Source organism: Actinomadura sp. NPDC048394, assembly GCF_040651755.1.
Classification (GTDB): Bacteria; Actinomycetota; Actinomycetes; order Streptosporangiales; family Streptosporangiaceae; genus Spirillospora; species Spirillospora montaniterrae.
Genome location: NZ_JBEZJL010000019.1, coordinates 106,939 through 122,745, shown reverse-complemented (window position 1 = coordinate 122,745; position 15,807 = coordinate 106,939). Strand labels below are relative to the sequence as shown.

Genomic DNA, 15,807 nt, shown 5'->3' with positions numbered 1-15,807 from the left:
ACTGGAAGCCATGAAACTGATCACTTTCGACGAGGGCCGGGTCGGGCGGCTCGACGGCGACGACGTCATCGAGCTGGACGTCCCGTCCACCCGCGCGTACTTCGAGCGGGACGGGAAGGTCGGCGAGACCGGCGAGCGGCTGAAGCTGGCGGACGTGCGGCTGCGCGCGCCGATCACGCCGAAGAAGTTCTTCCACACCGCCGGCAACTTCGCCGACCACCACGAGGAGCTGCAGGCCGTCAACTGGTCGCACCCGGTGCACAAGGGCATCGTGTTCTTCCAGAACGTCGACGCGATCATCGGCCCGGACGACCCGATCGTGTACCCCGAGCACCTCACCAAGGAGCTGGACTACGAGCTGGAGCTGGCCGTGATCATCGGCAAGCCCGGCAAGTTCTTCGGCCCCGACGAGGCGCTGGAGCACATCGCCGGGTTCACCGTCTTCAACGACATCACCGCGCGCGACATCCAGCGCCGCGAGATGGAGTCGGGCGTGTTCTCGTTCAGCAAGGCGATCGACACGTTCTGCCCGATCGGCCCGTACATCGTCACCGCCGACGAGATCGACGACATGCAGAACCTCGCGATGCAGCTGCGGGTGAACGGCGACGTCCGGCAGACCGGGCACACCAAGCAGATGCGCGTGTCGATCCCGCACCTGGTGGCGTACCACTCGCCGCAGATCTTCAGCGCCGGCGACATCATCACCACCGGCACCGTCTCGGGCGTCGCGGCCGTGCAGCCGAACCCGTTCGACTTCTACCTGCGTCCCGGCGACGTGGTCGAGGCCGAGATCGAGGGCGTCGGGACGCTGCGCAACCACGTCGTGTCCTGGCAGGAAGCGCACGGCGAGCCTGCTCCGGAGAAGGTCGACTGGTGAGGATCGCCAACCTCAAGGGCCGCCTCGTCGTGGTCGTGGACGACACGGACGGGGGCGACGCGGCGATCGACGTGGCGGAGGCGAGCGGCGGGCGGTTCGCCGCCGACCCGCAGGCCGTCTTCGCCGAGTGGGACGCGTTCCGCGGCTGGGCCGCCGGGCTCGACGCCGCGCAGGGCGCGCCGTTCGCGGTCGAGGACCTCGGGGCGCCCGTCCCGCGCCCGTCGCAGGTGTTCGCGATCGGGATCAACTACGCCGAGCACGCCGCCGAAGCCGGATACCCGCCGGAATCGGCGCCGGTGACGTTCACGAAGTTCGCGAGCTGCCTCGCCGGTCCGGTCTGCGACGTCGAGCTGCCGTCCGACACGGTGGACTGGGAGGTCGAGGCGGTCGTCGCGATCTCCCGGGAGGCGTACCGGGTGCGGCGCGAGGACGCCTGGGACCACGTCGCGGGCATCACCCTCGGCCAGGACCTGTCCGAGCGGACGGCGCAGCTCGCGGGCGCGAAGCCGCAGTTCAGCCTGGCCAAGTCGCACGCGAACTTCGGCCCGACCGGCCCCTGGCTCGTCACCCCCGACGCGTTCGACGACCCCGCCGACCTCGCGATCTCCTGCAGCCTGGCGGGCGAGACGGTGCAGAGCGCCCGCACGTCGTCGATGATCTACGACATTCCGGAGCTGGTCGTCCGGCTGTCGCGGGTCTGCCGGCTGTTCCCCGGCGACCTGGTCTTCACCGGGACGCCGCCGGGCGTCGGCAACGCGCGCACCCCGAAGCGGTTCGTCCGGCCGGGCGAGGTCCTGGTCAGCGAGCTGGAGGGGGTCGGGAGCATCACGCAGCGGTTCGTCGCGGCGGGCGGTGCGCCGTGACCGTCCGGGTCCTGGAGGGCGTCGAATACGCGGCGGAGGTCGGGTACCGGCCGCTGCTGCTCGACCTCTACCTGCCCCCTGTGGACGCCGCGCCGGTCGTGCTGTTCGTGCACGGCGGCGGCTGGCAGCGGTGCACGCGCCGCGACTTCGGGCACGAGTTCGCCGATTGGCGGCCGTCGCCGTTCGAGCGGATCGCCGAGGCCGGGTTCGCCGTCGCGTCCGTGGACTACCGGCTGTCGGGCGAGGCCCGGTACCCGGCGCAGCTCCACGACGTCCGGGCGGCGGTCGGGTGGCTGCGCGAGCACGGCGGCGAGCACGGGTTCGACGGGTCGCGGATCGTGGCGTGGGGCGAGTCGGCCGGGGCGCACCTGGCCGCGCTCGCCGCCCTCACCGGCCCGGGGATCGCGGCCGTCGTCGGCTGGTACGGGGTGTACGACCTGTCCGCGATGCCGGATCCGGCCGACCCGGCGTCGCGTGAGTCGCGGCTGCTCGGCGCGGCCGTCCGCGACGTCCCGGACCTCGCCGCCGAGGCCGGCCCGATCAACCACGTCCACGCGGGCGCGCCGCCGTTCCAGCTCTGGCACGGGACGGCGGACCGGTTCGTGCCGATGACGCAGAGCGAGCGGATGGCGGACGCGCTGCGGGCGGCGGGCGTGCCGGTGGAGTTCCGGCCGGTCGAGGGCGCGGACCACATCTGGCGGAACGCACCGGACGTCGCCGCCGTGTTCGCGGCGTCGCTGGACTTCGCCCGTGGCGCCGTGGCGTGACCTGGATTACGCTGGCACTACCACTTTGAGAAAGTGACTTTCATACACTGAAAGTTAGAAGGGAGGCCCGCGATGGGCGAGATCGTCTTCACCGGCGGATCGGTGTTCGACGGGACGGGCCGGGAGCCGTTCCCCGGCGAGGTCGTCGTGCGCGGCGACCGGATCGCCGCCGTCCGTCCGGGCCACTCCCCGGCCCCCGAGGGCGCCACCGTGGTCGACTGCACGGGCGCGACCGTCATGCCGGGCCTGATCGAGGGGCACGCGCACCTGACGTTCCCGTCCGCCGTCGGCCACCTCGAACCCGGCTTCAACCCGCCGGTCGACGTCTCGTTCTTCGGGAACCCGCCCACCGCCGAGGAGCACCTCGCGCTCGCCGAGCGCAACGCCCGGATCCTCCTCGACGCGGGCTTCACCAGCGCGTACTCGGCGGGCTCGCTGACGCCGGGCAACGTGGAGGTCCAGCTCCGCGACCGCATCGCGGCCGGCGAGACGCCCGGGCCGCGGCTGCGCGCCGCCAGCTTCGAGCGCGACAACAACCCCGTCCGGCACGGCGCCGAGAACACCACCCCGACGGGCGTCGCGCGCTTCATCGCCGAGCAGGCCGCGCTCGGGTTCGACTCGGTGAAGCTGCTGCTCAGCAACGACGACGTGTTCGTCCCCGGCGGCTCGATGCAGACCCAGTACACCGCCGAGCAGGCCGCGGCGGCCGGCGCGGCGGCGCGGGAGGCGGGCGTGTGGCTGAACTGCCACGCGCAGAACCCCGAGTCGATCAAGCTGGCCGTCCGGAACGGGTTCCGGTCGGTGTACCACTGCTCGTACGCCGACGAGGAGGCCCTCGACCTGCTCGAGGAGCACAAGGACGAGCTGTTCACCGCCCCGGCCGTCGGGATCATGTGGGCGAACGTCCACGAGGCGGAGGAGTTCGGCATCGACCGGGCGATGGCCGAGCGCATGGGGTCGGTCGCGCAGCTGGAGGCGCAGACGGCGCTGTACCCGGAGATGCGCAGGCGCGGCATCCGCGTCCTGCCGGGCGGCGACTACGGCTTCCCGCAGACGCCGATCGGCCGCAACGCCCGCGACCTGCAGCTCTTCGTGGACCTGTTCGGCTACACCCCGTCCGAGGCGCTCGTCGCCGCGACGAAGTGGGGCGGCGAGGTCATGGGCATGGCGGACGAGCTGGGCGTCCTCGCGTCCGGCTACCTGGCCGACCTCCTGGTCGTCCAGGGCGACCCGGCGCGGGACGTCGCCCTCCTCCAGGACCCCGCCAACCTCACTGTGATCATGCAGGCGGGCCGCTTCCACAAGGCGGCCTCCCGCTGATCAGCGCCAGTGTCACCGGTGCGTGCACGTCCAGCAGCACCATCGTCAGGTCGCTCGCGAAGTGCACGGCCGGTGGGGCTGACGGGGGGTCAGCGGCCGCCGAGGAGCATGGTGATCTCGGCGCACGTCCGCAGGACCAGCGGGCGGATCCGCTCCAGCAGGCGGTCCGTCGAGACCTCGGTGGCGGGCACCGCCACGTTCACCGCCGCGACGACCGCGCCGGACGCGTCCCGGACCGGCCCCGCGACCGACCGCAGCCCGTACGCCAGCTCCTCGTCCTGAAGGGCCCAGCCGCGCTCGCGGATCTCGGCCAGCGCGGGACGCAGCTCGTCCGGCGAGGCCAGCGCGTTCGGGCCCGCCGTCCCCGCGAACGAGTCGCCGGTCAGCACGCGCTCCAGCTCGTCGCCGTCCAGGTGGGCGAGCAGCAGCTTGCCCATCGACGTGCGGACGGCTGGGAGCCGCGACCCCACCTGGATGTTCGCCGTCACCAGGTCGTTGTTGCGCAGCCTGACCAGGTACAGCACGTGGTCGCCGGACAGCACGCCGAGGTTCGCCGTCTGCCCGGTCGCCTCGACGAGCCGGCGCAGCGGCCCCTCCGCGAGCTGCACGAGGTCGAGGCTGCGCAGCGCGGAGAACCCGAGCGTGAGCACCTTCGGCGCGGGCCGGTACGCGCCGTCCGGGAGCTGCTCCAGGAACCCCTCGGCGGCGAGCGTGGCCGCCATCCGGAACGCGGTCGGCATCGGCAGGCCCGTCTCGGCGACGATGTCGGTCAGCTTCATCGCGGGACGCTGCTCGGAGAACAGCCCGAGGATGCGCAGCCCCTTCGCGAGCGCCTCGACGTGGTAGGCGCCCTTGGGACGGGCGGCGCCGCCGGCCCGGCGGGGCGTCGTCTGGTCACGCGGCGGCACTGCGACTCGCTTTCCGCGCACGGCTCGCTTCCCGCGCGCTGGGTCTGCCGCATCATCGTAGTCAGGACAGGGACGGCAGGCAGGACATGAGGAGCTCGCGGCAGGGGGCGAGGGCGCAGAGCAGCAGGCCGACCGCCTGGTATCCGGGCAGGGAGCCGCCCGGCGGCGGGGCGAGGGCGCGCTGCGCGGTGAAGAACAGCTGGTCGGGGACCAGCGGCGTCCAGTGCACGCGGTCGAGGTCGTCGGGGTCGGCGGCGCCGGGCGGACGCCCGATGTAGGCGGGGTTGCGGGCGATGTCGTGCACGACCGTCCAGGACCAGCGGGGGCCGCCGCGCGGCGCCGGGACGCCCCGCGCCTCCAGCTCGCGCAGGATCCCGGCGATCGCCTGGCCCTGGGCCGCGCGGCTGATGATCTCGCGGACGACGCTCGCCTGCGGCTCGACGGGGAGCTGCGTCACGTAGTTGCCCTGCGCGTCGTCGATGCGGCGGTACCCGTACGGGACGGCGTTGCGTCTCGGCACTACGGTCTTCCTTCCCCAGCCGGATCCATTGCATTATGCAATAGTCCGCCGTCAGCGGGGCGCGGCGCCGGGGCGCAGCGGGGTGGTCGAGACGTGGCCGCCGCCGCAGACCACGCCCTGGTTCCAGGCGACGGCGAGGTGGGCGCGTTCGTCCGGCGGAGTGATCCAGACGAGGCCCGGTGTGGGGGCGCAGGCCCCGTGCGCGGGCTCGCGCGCCCCCGGGACGACGGTCCATTGCAGGCGCGCGTAGGCGCTGCCGCCCGGCCGGAGGACGACGGTCTGCGGGCCGGGCGGGGAGAGCCGTTCGAGGTTCGTCCGGATCGGCTGGTCGGACGCCGTGAGCAGCAGCATCCCGACATAGCCGCGGACGTGGCAGGCCGAGTCCGAGGTGTTCGTCAGCGTGAGGAACGCGAAACGCTGCCCGGCCGCCGGTCCCGCGGTGCTGATGCGGACCTTCAGCCCGTCCGTCCGGCACCGGCCCGAAGCCCTGGTCGGCCCGGACGTCCCCGGCGGCGCGGACTCCGTGGGCGACGGCGCTGCGGTGATCGGCGGGGACGGCGGCGGCGTGGCGGTCGCCGTCCTGGACGGCGCCGGTGACGCGCCCGAGCCTCCGCCTCCGCAGGCGCACAGTGCGGCGGCAGCGGCGGCGATCGTCAGCGCGGACGCCGGCGTGACGCTCCTTCGCGCTCGCACACGCCCTCCTCACGTCGGGATGTGCCCTATATGCCCGGTGCCGGGCCCACCCATGATGGCCCGGCGCCGGCCGTTCGGGCCCCCGCCGCGAGGAAAGCGTCGCCCCGAGGGAAGGAGCGCGGTGCGTCAGCGCGACGTGATCGGCTGGTCCGACGGCGACGCCGACGTGGACACGTCGAACTGGAGGCCGCCGGGCGCCGCGGACACCTCCACGTGCCGGCCGTGCGCGAGGTCCCCGGACAGCAGCAGGTCGGACAGCTGGTCGTCCACCTCCCGCTGGATGGTGCGGCGCAGCGGGCGCGCGCCGAACTCCGGCTGGTGGCCGCGCTCGGCGATCCAGTCGACCGCCTCCGGGGTGAACGACACGGTGACGTCCTGGGCGCGCAGCCGGCGGCGCGTCTCGTCCAGCAGCAGGTCGGTGATCTGCCGGAGCTGCCCCGCCTCCAGCCGCTGGAACACGATGATCTCGTCGATCCGGTTGAGGAACTCGGGCCGGAACGACTCGCGCAGCCGGCGCATGATCCGGTCGCGCAGCGCGGTGTCCTCGCCCTCCCGGCCGCCGAACCCGATCTCGGTCCGCCCGGTGATCAGGTCGGAGCCGAGGTTGCTCGTCATGATCACCACGGTGTTGCGGAAGTCGACGGTGCGGCCCTGCGCGTCGGTGAGCCGGCCGTCGTCGAGCAGCTGCAGCAGCACGTTGAACACGTCCTGGTGCGCCTTCTCGATCTCGTCCAGCAGGATCACCGAGTACGGCTGCCGCCGCACCGCGTCGGTGAGCTGCCCGGCCTCCTCGTAGCCGACGTATCCGGGCGGCGCGCCCATCAGCCGGCTGACGGTGTGCCGCTCCTGGAACTCGCTCATGTCGAACCGGATCATCCGGTCCTGGCTGCCGAACAGCGCCTCGGCGAGGGCCTTCGCCAGCTCCGTCTTGCCGACGCCGGTCGGGCCGAGGAACAGGAACCCGCCGATCGGACGGTCCGGGTCGCCCATCCCCGCGCGGGACCGCCGGACGGCCCGCGCGACCGCCGCGACCGCGTCCTCCTGGCCGATGACGCGCTCGTGCAGGTGCTCCTCGAGCCGCGACAGCCGCTCCCGCTCCGCCTGCGTCAGCTGCGTCACCGGCACGCCGGAGATCCGCGACACGACCTCCGCGATGTCCTCGGTCGTCACCTCCGGGACGCCGACCGGCTCGTGGTCGTCGCGCATCCCGGCGAGGTCGGTCTGCAGCCGGTTGATCTCGTCGCGGAGCTCCTTGGCCTTCTCGTAGTCCTCGTCGGCGACGGCCTGGTCCTTCTCGCGGCGCCGCCGGTCGAGCCGGTCCTCCAGCTCGCGGCGCCCGCCGTCGCGCGTCCCGGACCGCAGCCGCACCCGCGCGCCCGCCTGGTCGATCAGGTCGATCGCCTTGTCCGGCAGGAACCGGTCCGTCAGGTACCGGCTGGACAGGTCGACGGCCGCGACCAGCGACTCGTCGGTGTAGCGGACCTGGTGGTGCGCCTCGTACCGGTCCCGCAGCCCGCGCAGGATCTCGATGCTGTCGTCGGTGGACGGCTCCGGCACCATGATCGGCTGGAAGCGGCGCTCCAGCGCCGCGTCCTTCTCGATGTTGCGGCGGTACTCGTCGACCGTCGTCGCGCCGACCACGTGCAGCTCGCCGCGCGCCAGCGCCGGCTTCAGCATGTTCCCGGCGGTCATCGCGCCCTCGGCGCCGCCCGCCCCGACGAGGGTGTGGATCTCGTCGATGAACACCACCAGCTCGTCGGCGTGCTCGCGGATCTCGTCGACGACCTTCTTCAGCCGCTCCTCGAAGTCGCCCCGGTAGCGGGTGCCCGCGACGACGCCGGACAGGTCCAGCTGCACGATCCGCTTGTTCCGCAGCGTCTCCGGGATGTCGTCGTCCACGATCCGCTGCGCGAGGCCCTCCGCGATCGCGGTCTTGCCGACGCCCGGGTCGCCGATCAGCACCGGGTTGTTCTTGGTGCGCCGCGACAGGACCTCGACGGTCTCCTCGATCTCCTCGTCCCGGCCGATCACCGGGTCGATCCGGCCCTCCCGGGCCAGCGCCGTCAGGTCGCGGCCGAACTCGTCCAGCGTCGGGGTGTCGGACCGGCCCTCGCCGCCCCCGTTCGCGGGCGGCTGCCCGCCGCCCCCGGCCGCGGACTTCAGCGAGTCCGGCGTGACGTGCGCCGCGTCCAGGATGCGCCCCGCGCTCGACCCCCGGTCCAGCGCCAGCGCGAACAGCAGATGCTCAGGGCCGATGTAGGACGACCCGAGCGCGCGCGAGACCTGGTGCGAGTCGAGCAGCGCGCGCTTGGCGGCCGGCGTCAGCTCGGGCTGCACCTCCCGCGGCTCCCCCCGGTACGCGTGGTTCTCGATCTCGTGCTGGATCGCGTCCGGGTCGGCGCCCGCCCGCTCCAGCCAGTGCCGGGTGCCCTGCTGCCGCGTCGCCGCCCACAGCAGGTGGTCGGCGTCGAGGTCGCGGCTGCCCCACTGCGCCGCCTGCGTCGCCGCGTCCCGGACGAGCTCGCGCGCGGGCTCGCTCATCAGCCGGGCGAGGTTGATCCGCTCGGTCGGCCGCCGATGCGCCCGGGTCCCGAAGAACCGGGCGAGCATCTCCTCGAACGGGTCCATCCCGCCGGATCCGTACCACGCCGTCATTGAGAGCCTCCCGTCCCCGTGCTTGGTCCCACGATGGCAACGAGTGGACCGTGCCCGCGCGCATCCGCCGGAAACCCCAGGTGGGAGGCGTGTGGCGGGCTAGGGGAGGCGGGAGCCGGGATGGATGAGGTTGACCGACAGGAGCAGCTCGCGGTCGGCGAGGATCTCCTCCGGGGCGCCCTCCGCGACGATCCGGTGCTCCTCGGAGAACACCACGCAGCGGTCGGCGATGCGGGGCAGCACGTCGAGGTCGTGGGTCGCGTGCACGATCGTCTTCCCGGCCGCGCCGAGCTGCTCGATCAGGTCGGTGAGCCAGTACTGCGAGCGAGGGTCGAGCGCCGCGGTCGGCTCGTCGAACAGCAGCACCTCGGGGTTCGTGGCCAGCACCGACGCGATCGCGACGCGCTTCTTCTGCCCGCCGGACAGCTGGAACGGCGCCCGGTCCGCCAGCGCCGCGATGTCCAGCATCGCGATCACCTCGTCGACCCGCGCGGACGCCTCGTCCGGGGCCAGCCCGAGCTGGAGCGGGCCGAACGCGATCTCCTCGCGGACGTTCGGGGAGAACACCTGCGCGTCGGAGTTCTGGAACACGAACCCGACCCGGGACCGGAACGCCTGCGAGAACTGCTCGTCCTCCAGGGTGTCCTCGGTGACCGGATGCCCGAACGCGGTGAACGCGCCGGAGCTCGGGAAGACCAGCCCGTCGAGCAGCTTGAGCAGCGTCGACTTGCCGCAGCCGTTGGCGCCGAGCAGCGCGACGCGCTCGCCGGGCCGGACCGTCAGCGACACCCCGTCCAGCGCCGGATACCGGTCGAGGTAGGAGTAGCTCACATCACGGCATTCGAACGTGACGTCCGTGGCGAGGGTCTGCGGTGCCGCTTCAGCTTCCAAGAACGTGGTCCCCGATGAGAATCGCCGCGGCGAGCGCGGCGCAGCAGAGGGCGGCGGCGATGTCGAGGCCCTTCAGCCGGAACGACTGGAGGGTCTTGGCGTCGCCGCGGTAGCCGCGCGCCGTCATCGCCTGGTGCACCTCTTCCGAGAGTTGGTTCGCCTTGCCGAACAGCGCGCCGCCGCTGGCGCCGAGGAAGGCGCGGGCGCCGCCGTCGTGCTTGGCCGCCCCGATGGTACGGGACGTCCGCGCCTGGTACATGTCGGTGACGGTGTTGAGCAGCAGGAAGATGTACCGGTACGCCATCCCGATGATCAGGATGAAGATCCGCGGGACGCCGACCGAGCGCAGCGCCGCGAGCAGCCGCACCCACGGCGTCGTCAGGGTCAGCAGCACCACCAGCGAGATCGACACCGCGACCCGGCTGACGATCAGGCCCGCGGACGTCAGGCCCTGGCTGGTGAACCCCTGCGCGTGCCCGTGCCAGTGCCACAGCGTCAGGACGACGTCCCCGTGCGTCACGACCGACAGCGTCGCGGGCAGCACCATGATCCCGGTGAAGATCGGCACGAACAGCCAGACCCGCTTGATGAAGAACCCGACCGGCAGCCGGGACGCGGCGGCGAGCGCCAGCGTCACCGCGTACACGGCGACGAGCGTCGGGATGTTGCGGGCGAGCCCGGCCGCGACCAGCAGCACGATCACCGACAGGAACTTCACCCGCGGGTCGATCCGCTGGAGGAGGCCGTCCTGCCGCGCCGTGTCGTCGCTGAACATCACCTGGCGCAGCAGCCCCGCGCCGCCGTTCAGCGTCTTGCGCAGGTAGCTGCCCTTCTTCCGCTTGCCGACGCACCCGCACGGGCACATCCCCAGCTCCGGCTGCAGCAGCCACTGCGGCACCTGCACCCGCTCGGAGACGGCCGCCTGCTCGCTCACGACCGCACCTCCCCCGGCGCGGTGGCGCGGGACGCGCCGCGCCGCGCGGCGACCCAGCGGACCGCCATCGTGATCAGGAAGATCGCGGCGCCGACGATCGCGATCCCGACCACGGCGGAGACGATGTAGCCGATCGTCGGGTGCGCGTCCGAGGTGAAGTCGTAGCCGTTGAACAGCGCGTGGTGCCAGAAGCCGTTGTACTTGTTCAGCCCGCTCGGCACCGCCGACAGGCCGTACTTGTGCAGGTCGAGGTCCTCGGGGGCGTCCTCGCCGAACGCGCCGCCGGGCGCGAGCAGCCCGAGCGGGGTCAGCACGGCCATGACCGCGACCGCGCCGAGCGCGACGTGCAGCGGCCGGACGCGGCGCGGCCCCGCGGCCTTCTCGCCGGGCGCGGCGACCCCGGCGTGGTTGACGCGCAGCAGCGGGACGTTGGCGCGCTGCAGGTACGCGACGACGCCGCCGGTCAGGATGCCCTCGGCGATGCCCGCGATGGTCAGGTGCGCCAGCATCATCGCGGGGATCGTCTGGTCCAAGTGGTACGGCGCGTACAGCGGCGCGCCCGCCGCGTTGTGGAACAGGTCGGGCTGGACGCCGAACTCGATCGCCGCCGCGAACGCCGCCGCGTTGATCCCCGCGTACCCGCCCGCGGCCGCGGCGAGGGCCCGGCGCGGCGCGGTCAGCTCGGACCGCCCGGCGATCAGCTTGTACACCCCGTACCCGACGAACGGCGCGAGGACGGCCATGTTCGCGCAGTTGAAGCCGAACGCCAGGACGCCGCCGTCGCCGAACAGCAGGGCCTGGAAGCCCAGCGCCACGCTGACCGCCAGCACCGCCGCCCACGGCCCCAGCAAGATCGCGATGATCGTGGCGCCGATCGCGTGCGCGGTGGTGCCGTCCGGGATCGGGATGTTGAACATCATCACCAGGAAGCTGACGGCGGCCAGCACCGCCAGCGTCGGCACGTGCCGGTTGCGGACCACCCGCTGCACGCGGCGGACCGCGACCGCCCAGGCCGGCACGGCGATGACGTAGCCCACCGCGCAGGTCTGCGGACTGAGGTATCCGTCCGGAATGTGCATGCCCACCCACTCACGCTCAACGGCGCATAGAAGCCGCAGTTGCCACCTTCTCGCAATAAGTTAGTCGAACCCGGGACACCCGGCCACAACTGCCCCGCCAGGTAAGCCCACTGCGACCCTTTGGCCACGCGGCCCCCTGCCGCCCGCCCCGGCCGCTCACCCTGCGCCGCTCACGCCCCGCCGCCCAGGCTCCCGGACGCTCGGACGCTCGGACGCTCGGTGTTCAGGCGGGCTGGCAGTGGCGGCACCACACGGTCATCCGGCCGGACGCACGCCGCCGCGACAGCCGCGTCCCGCAGCGCGGGCAGGTACCCTCGGGGTCGTCGCGGGCCCCGGTCAGCCAGGTGCGGCGGGGCGGCACCCGCTCCGCCTTGATCGACGCCCGCAGGACGTCCCGCATCGCCCTGTGCAGCGCCTTGATCTCGTCCTCGTCCAGGTCACGGGCCTGCCGCAGCGGGTCGATCCGGGCCCGCCAGCAGATCTCGTCGGCCAGCAGGTTGCCGAGCCCCGCGATCACCGACTGGTCCGTCAGCGCGGACTTGAGCCGCCCGCGGCGCTTCGCCAGCAGCCCGGCGAGGTCGTCGCGGGACAGGTCCAGCGCGTCCGGGCCGAGGTCCGCGAGCCGGCGTTCCGCGTCCCGCTCGTCCCGGGCGAGGCGGACGCCCTGGAGCTTGCGCATGTCGCGGAAGCGCAGCTCACCGCCGTCGAGACGCCACACGACCCGGTCGTACCGGTGTTCCGGCTCGCCCGCCGGATGCCACGACAGCGATCCGGTCATCCCGAAATGGAGGATCAGCACCGGGCCCTCGGCGGGCGCGATCAGCCATTTGCCCTGCCTGCGCGGCTCCTCGAACCGGTGCCCGCGCAGCGCGCGCTCCAGCCGCCGCGCGTCCACCCCGCGCAGCACCCCGGCGTCGCGCACCTCGACGGACCGGATCCGGTCGCCGGCGTGCTCGGCGAGCACCCGGCGGAACCCCTCGACATCGGGCAGCTCCGGCATGCCGTCCCCCTACCCGGTGTGCGCGTTCCGCGCCCCGGTTTGTCACCGTTGGCCATAGCCCGGGGCTTCCGCGCGAGGTTACGTTTCGGTAGGCCGAATCCGAAACGATCGCTATTCGATTCGACGTCGCATGCCCGACCACCCCACCCCCCGGGAGCCCCCATGCGCCGCAGGCCCGCCGCCGTCGCGCTCGCCACCGCCCTCACCCTCGGCCTCACCGCCGCCCCCGCGCTCGCCACGCCCGGACCGCCCGGACCGCCCGTCTCGCCGTCCACCGCGGCCGCCCTCGAAGCGGCGAAGCTGCCCAACTTCGACCCGCTCACCCCGTCCGCGAACCCCGTCGAGCTGACCAGCGACCCGCACGACCTCGGCAAGGTCACCTACACCTACAACGGCCAGACGCACACGGTGCGGGACTACCTGAACCGCGCCGCGCAGGGCTTCGTCGTCCTGGACGGCAGCAAGATCGTCGACGAGTGGTACGCGCCCGGCTACTCCAAGGACTCGCTGTTCCAGTCCTGGTCGATGGCCAAGTCCTACACCGCCGACGCGATCGGCGTCGCCCTCGGTGAAGGCAGGATCCGCTCGATCGACGACACCGCCGGCGCCTACGTCCCCGAGCTCGCGAACACCGCCTACGGGTCCGTGACGATCCGCAACCTGCTCCGGATGGCGTCCGGGATCGCCTGGAACGAGACCGTCGACGACGTCCCGCTGCACGTCGGCGTCAGCCTCGGCCTCTACAGCACGCTCCAGTTCGCCGCGACCCGCACCAAGGCCGTCGACCAGGGCACCCAGTTCAACTACACGAGCCTGAACACCGCCGTGCTCGCGCTCGTCCTCCAGCGGGCCACAGGCCAGCCGTACTACCGGTACCTCCAGGACAAGATCTGGGGCCCCGGCGGCATGGCCGCCACCGCCTACGTCGGCAACGACTCCCACGGCGACGCCCTCGGCTACTGCTGCATCTACGCCACCGACCGCGACTTCGCCCGCATGGGCAAGCTCATGCTGGACGGCGGGCGCGGCGTCGTCCCGGCGTCCTGGGTGGCGCAGGTGGGCACCCCGTCCGGCGTCAGCCCGTCCTACGGGCTCGGCTGGTGGATCGACGGCACCGACGGCTACTACGCCAGCGGCCTCGGCGGCCAGCTCATCTACGTCTCGACGAAGTACCACGTCGTGATCGTCAAGAGCACGTTCCTCAACCCGGACGAGGGCGAGACCCTGCCCGCCTTCCGCGCCGTCGCCGCCGAGGTCGCCCGCACCCGCTGAGCCCGCCGGTCACTCCTCCACGTGCGGATTGACGAACACGTCCTTGATCTCCGCCGCCGTCAGGTCGGTGCGCCCGGTCAGGTCGTTGCGCGGATCGGCGAACCGGAACCGGTACCCGCCGGGAGGCAGATGCCCGATCTCCCACCAGTTCCCGTCCAGGTCCTTGAGGTAGAACGAGTACACGCCGTGCTGCCGCACCGGCTTGTTCAGCTCCTTGACGCCGTACTCGTCCGCGACCTCGCTGATGGCCCGGTACGCCTCGTCCACTTCCTCATCGCTGCCCACGTCCAGGCCATTGTGATACAGCAGCGGCATATCCGGCCGGTCCGGTTTCGATTCCACACACACATACGTGTGGTCGCCACCGAGGCGAATGTAGAGCGCCGCCTTCATCGGCTGGACGACCTCCAGCCCGAGGACCTCCTCGTAGAACCGGCGGCTGGCGGCGACATCGGTGATCTTGAGCGTTCCGTGGGACAGGAACCGCGTCTTCACCGCGGGTTCCCTCGTCGAACGCTGCGTGATCCCGGGCATGGACGTCTCCATTCACCATCGACGGCGATGCCCCCATTCCATGCCAGCCAGCGGCTTATGTCCACAATGTCAAAAAAACGAGCATCCTCCCGCGATCGGGCCCCATCCCACGCCCGGCACCCCGCGGTTCACCCCCGCCAGGCGAGCAACCCGTCGACATGCCGTCGTCGCAGCCCCTCGGCGGGAGAGACGGGAACGAGGCGGATGCCGCGATGAGGCCACGCCTGGCGCCGGGCCCTGAACGGGATGACGTCGTCCAGCCAGGCGAAGCGGCGCCCGTCCGCGTGCCGGAGAATCGGCGCCCATTTCCGCATCCGCGGGAGCTGCGTCACCGGCAACCTCGGATCGTCGGGCCGGTACCTGTAGGCCGTCAACGCCACATAGGGCAGCTCAGGCAGCCCGAGAAGAGGGCCGATGTAGGTGTTGGCGTGCTCCTCCCAAGTGCTCGCCCAGACCAGCTCGTAACACTCCCCCAGCTCCGCCAGCCATTCGGCGTGCTCGCCCGAAAGGCGGACGGTGATGCGGCCGATGCGGTGCTCGGTGAATTTCTCCGGACGGCTGGGCGCCTCCGGGTTCAGGACGCCGTCGATGTCCAGGTACAACACCGGCTTCGCCGAGGGTCGGCTGTCCGGGCGCGGGATTCCGCCTATGCCCCATGTCATGGGCGGATCATGTCGTACGGGCAGTGCGTTCTTCGCAGCGTCTCGGTCATTCGGGGGTTCTGAGCTCTGCGGTTTTGAGGTAGTGGGGGTAGACGGCTTGGTAGGGGGCCGGGTTCAGGGCTTTGGTGGCCAGCCAGGAATCGTTGTAGTAGGTGTTCTTGTAGAGGGCGCCGTCGTCGCAGATCAGGGTGGCTATGGCGCCGCGGCGATGCTCGCGGCGCATTTTCGCGGCGAGGTGGAAGGCGGCCCAGAGGGCGGTGCCGGTGGACGGGCCCGCGCATGCGGCGGGCAGGGGGAACGCGTGCAGGCGGGCGGACGGTGCGCGCCGCGCCTCCGCGTCGAGGACGTCGAGGAAGTTCACCGGGCGGCGCGGTCGCGGATGGACGCGACGGAGACGCCGCCGTCCGGGTGGCGGGCGAGCTTGCCGCGGTTGACCAGGTCCTGGACGCCCTGGCGGGTGATGCCGAGCATGGCGCCGGCGACCGAGCGGCTGACCGAGGCGCGGGCGGGGTGGCCGACCAGCCGGACGACGGCCTCCCCGAACGGCGTCCGCCACCAGGACGGATCCGGGTCGGACGGCTGGACGACCGCCAGCGCACGGAGCGCGGCGGACCGGGCGAGGGCCTGGTCGGGGCCGAGGATCTGCGCCGCCCACGTCTGCGCGTCCGCGTCGACCCGGCGGCGCAGGGCGGCGAGCGACGCGTCGCCGCCGAGCAACGCGTCAAGCGGGGCGAGGAACCGCCCCTCGATCTCGGCGAGGAGCTGCCGGTAGAGCGCGGTGTGGGTCGCGGTCGAGGCGCCGCGCGTCCGTGTCCCGTCCAAGTGGCCT

Annotated in this window: 17 protein-coding genes; 5 read left to right on the top strand and 12 right to left on the bottom strand. The window is 72.4% G+C overall.

The window, feature by feature from the left end; translation table 11 throughout:
* Window positions 1-10 precede the first annotated feature (10 nt).
* The 4 genes from AB0C78_RS16095 (at window position 11) to AB0C78_RS16080 (ending at window position 3,830) form a co-directional block, all read left to right on the top strand.
* A complete protein-coding gene (locus tag AB0C78_RS16095) occupies window positions 11-880 on the top strand; it encodes a fumarylacetoacetate hydrolase family protein (RefSeq protein ID WP_151539359.1) in 870 nt (289 codons plus the stop codon).
* On the top strand, window positions 877-1,743 hold the full coding sequence (locus tag AB0C78_RS16090) for a fumarylacetoacetate hydrolase family protein (RefSeq protein ID WP_360747732.1): 867 nt from the start codon (window positions 877-879) through the stop codon (window positions 1,741-1,743). Before AB0C78_RS16095 ends, AB0C78_RS16090 begins: the two co-directional genes overlap by 4 nt.
* Entirely contained in the window at window positions 1,740-2,510 is a 771-nt protein-coding gene (locus AB0C78_RS16085; protein ID WP_360747729.1) for an alpha/beta hydrolase, read from the top strand. The genes AB0C78_RS16090 and AB0C78_RS16085 overlap by 4 nt, the downstream gene beginning before the upstream one ends.
* 72 nt (window positions 2,511-2,582) lie before the next feature.
* Complete coding sequence (locus AB0C78_RS16080; protein WP_360747726.1) at window positions 2,583-3,830, top strand: amidohydrolase family protein; 1,248 nt, start codon at window positions 2,583-2,585, stop codon at window positions 3,828-3,830.
* A gap of 89 nt (window positions 3,831-3,919) precedes the next feature.
* On the opposite strand, the gene AB0C78_RS16075 is transcribed toward AB0C78_RS16080, so the two are convergent.
* The 8 genes from AB0C78_RS16075 to AB0C78_RS16040 form a co-directional block, all read right to left on the bottom strand.
* Window positions 3,920-4,738 carry an IclR family transcriptional regulator gene (locus AB0C78_RS16075; protein WP_360747723.1) on the bottom strand — a complete coding sequence of 273 codons (819 nt, stop codon included), beginning with the start codon at window positions 4,736-4,738 and terminating at the stop codon, window positions 3,920-3,922.
* Window positions 4,739-4,799: 61 nt separating this feature from the next.
* Window positions 4,800-5,258 (bottom strand): recombinase family protein, encoded by a 459-nt coding sequence (locus AB0C78_RS16070; protein ID WP_360747720.1) that lies wholly within the window; start codon window positions 5,256-5,258, stop codon window positions 4,800-4,802.
* Between the two features lie 51 nt (window positions 5,259-5,309).
* Window positions 5,310-5,951, bottom strand: a complete 642-nt coding sequence (locus tag AB0C78_RS16065) for a DUF4232 domain-containing protein (protein WP_360747717.1) — start codon at window positions 5,949-5,951, stop codon at window positions 5,310-5,312.
* A 126-nt stretch (window positions 5,952-6,077) separates the two neighbouring features.
* Window positions 6,078-8,606 (bottom strand): ATP-dependent Clp protease ATP-binding subunit, encoded by a 2,529-nt coding sequence (locus AB0C78_RS16060; RefSeq protein ID WP_360747714.1) that lies wholly within the window; start codon window positions 8,604-8,606, stop codon window positions 6,078-6,080.
* Window positions 8,607-8,705: 99 nt separating this feature from the next.
* Window positions 8,706-9,497 (bottom strand): ABC transporter ATP-binding protein, encoded by a 792-nt coding sequence (locus AB0C78_RS16055; RefSeq protein ID WP_151539366.1) that lies wholly within the window; start codon window positions 9,495-9,497, stop codon window positions 8,706-8,708.
* A complete protein-coding gene (gene cbiQ, locus AB0C78_RS16050) occupies window positions 9,487-10,431 on the bottom strand; it encodes a cobalt ECF transporter T component CbiQ (RefSeq protein ID WP_360747711.1) in 945 nt (314 codons plus the stop codon). The genes AB0C78_RS16055 and cbiQ overlap by 11 nt, the downstream gene beginning before the upstream one ends.
* A complete protein-coding gene (gene cbiM, locus AB0C78_RS16045) occupies window positions 10,428-11,510 on the bottom strand; it encodes a cobalt transporter CbiM (protein WP_360747817.1) in 1,083 nt (360 codons plus the stop codon). The genes cbiQ and cbiM overlap by 4 nt, the downstream gene beginning before the upstream one ends.
* A gap of 223 nt (window positions 11,511-11,733) precedes the next feature.
* Complete coding sequence (locus AB0C78_RS16040) at window positions 11,734-12,510, bottom strand: DNA-formamidopyrimidine glycosylase family protein (RefSeq protein ID WP_360747708.1); 777 nt, start codon at window positions 12,508-12,510, stop codon at window positions 11,734-11,736.
* Window positions 12,511-12,672: 162 nt separating this feature from the next.
* Here AB0C78_RS16040 and AB0C78_RS16035 point away from each other — a divergent pair, with 162 nt between their 5' ends.
* Window positions 12,673-13,782 (top strand): serine hydrolase, encoded by a 1,110-nt coding sequence (locus AB0C78_RS16035; RefSeq protein WP_360747705.1) that lies wholly within the window; start codon window positions 12,673-12,675, stop codon window positions 13,780-13,782.
* 9 nt (window positions 13,783-13,791) lie between these two features.
* Here the strand turns inward: AB0C78_RS16035 and AB0C78_RS16030 are convergent, their stop codons facing one another.
* The 4 genes from AB0C78_RS16030 to AB0C78_RS16015 all read right to left on the bottom strand — a co-directional run bounded on the left by AB0C78_RS16030 (window position 13,792) and on the right by AB0C78_RS16015 (window position 15,800).
* Window positions 13,792-14,316 carry a VOC family protein gene (locus tag AB0C78_RS16030; RefSeq protein ID WP_360747702.1) on the bottom strand — a complete coding sequence of 175 codons (525 nt, stop codon included), beginning with the start codon at window positions 14,314-14,316 and terminating at the stop codon, window positions 13,792-13,794.
* Between the two features lie 128 nt (window positions 14,317-14,444).
* Complete coding sequence (locus AB0C78_RS16025) at window positions 14,445-14,978, bottom strand: HAD domain-containing protein (protein WP_360747699.1); 534 nt, start codon at window positions 14,976-14,978, stop codon at window positions 14,445-14,447.
* 46 nt (window positions 14,979-15,024) lie between these two features.
* On the bottom strand, window positions 15,025-15,339 hold the full coding sequence (locus AB0C78_RS16020; RefSeq protein ID WP_360747696.1) for a hypothetical protein: 315 nt from the start codon (window positions 15,337-15,339) through the stop codon (window positions 15,025-15,027).
* Complete coding sequence (locus AB0C78_RS16015; RefSeq protein WP_360747693.1) at window positions 15,336-15,800, bottom strand: hypothetical protein; 465 nt, start codon at window positions 15,798-15,800, stop codon at window positions 15,336-15,338. The genes AB0C78_RS16020 and AB0C78_RS16015 overlap by 4 nt, the downstream gene beginning before the upstream one ends.
* Window positions 15,801-15,807 lie beyond the last annotated feature (7 nt).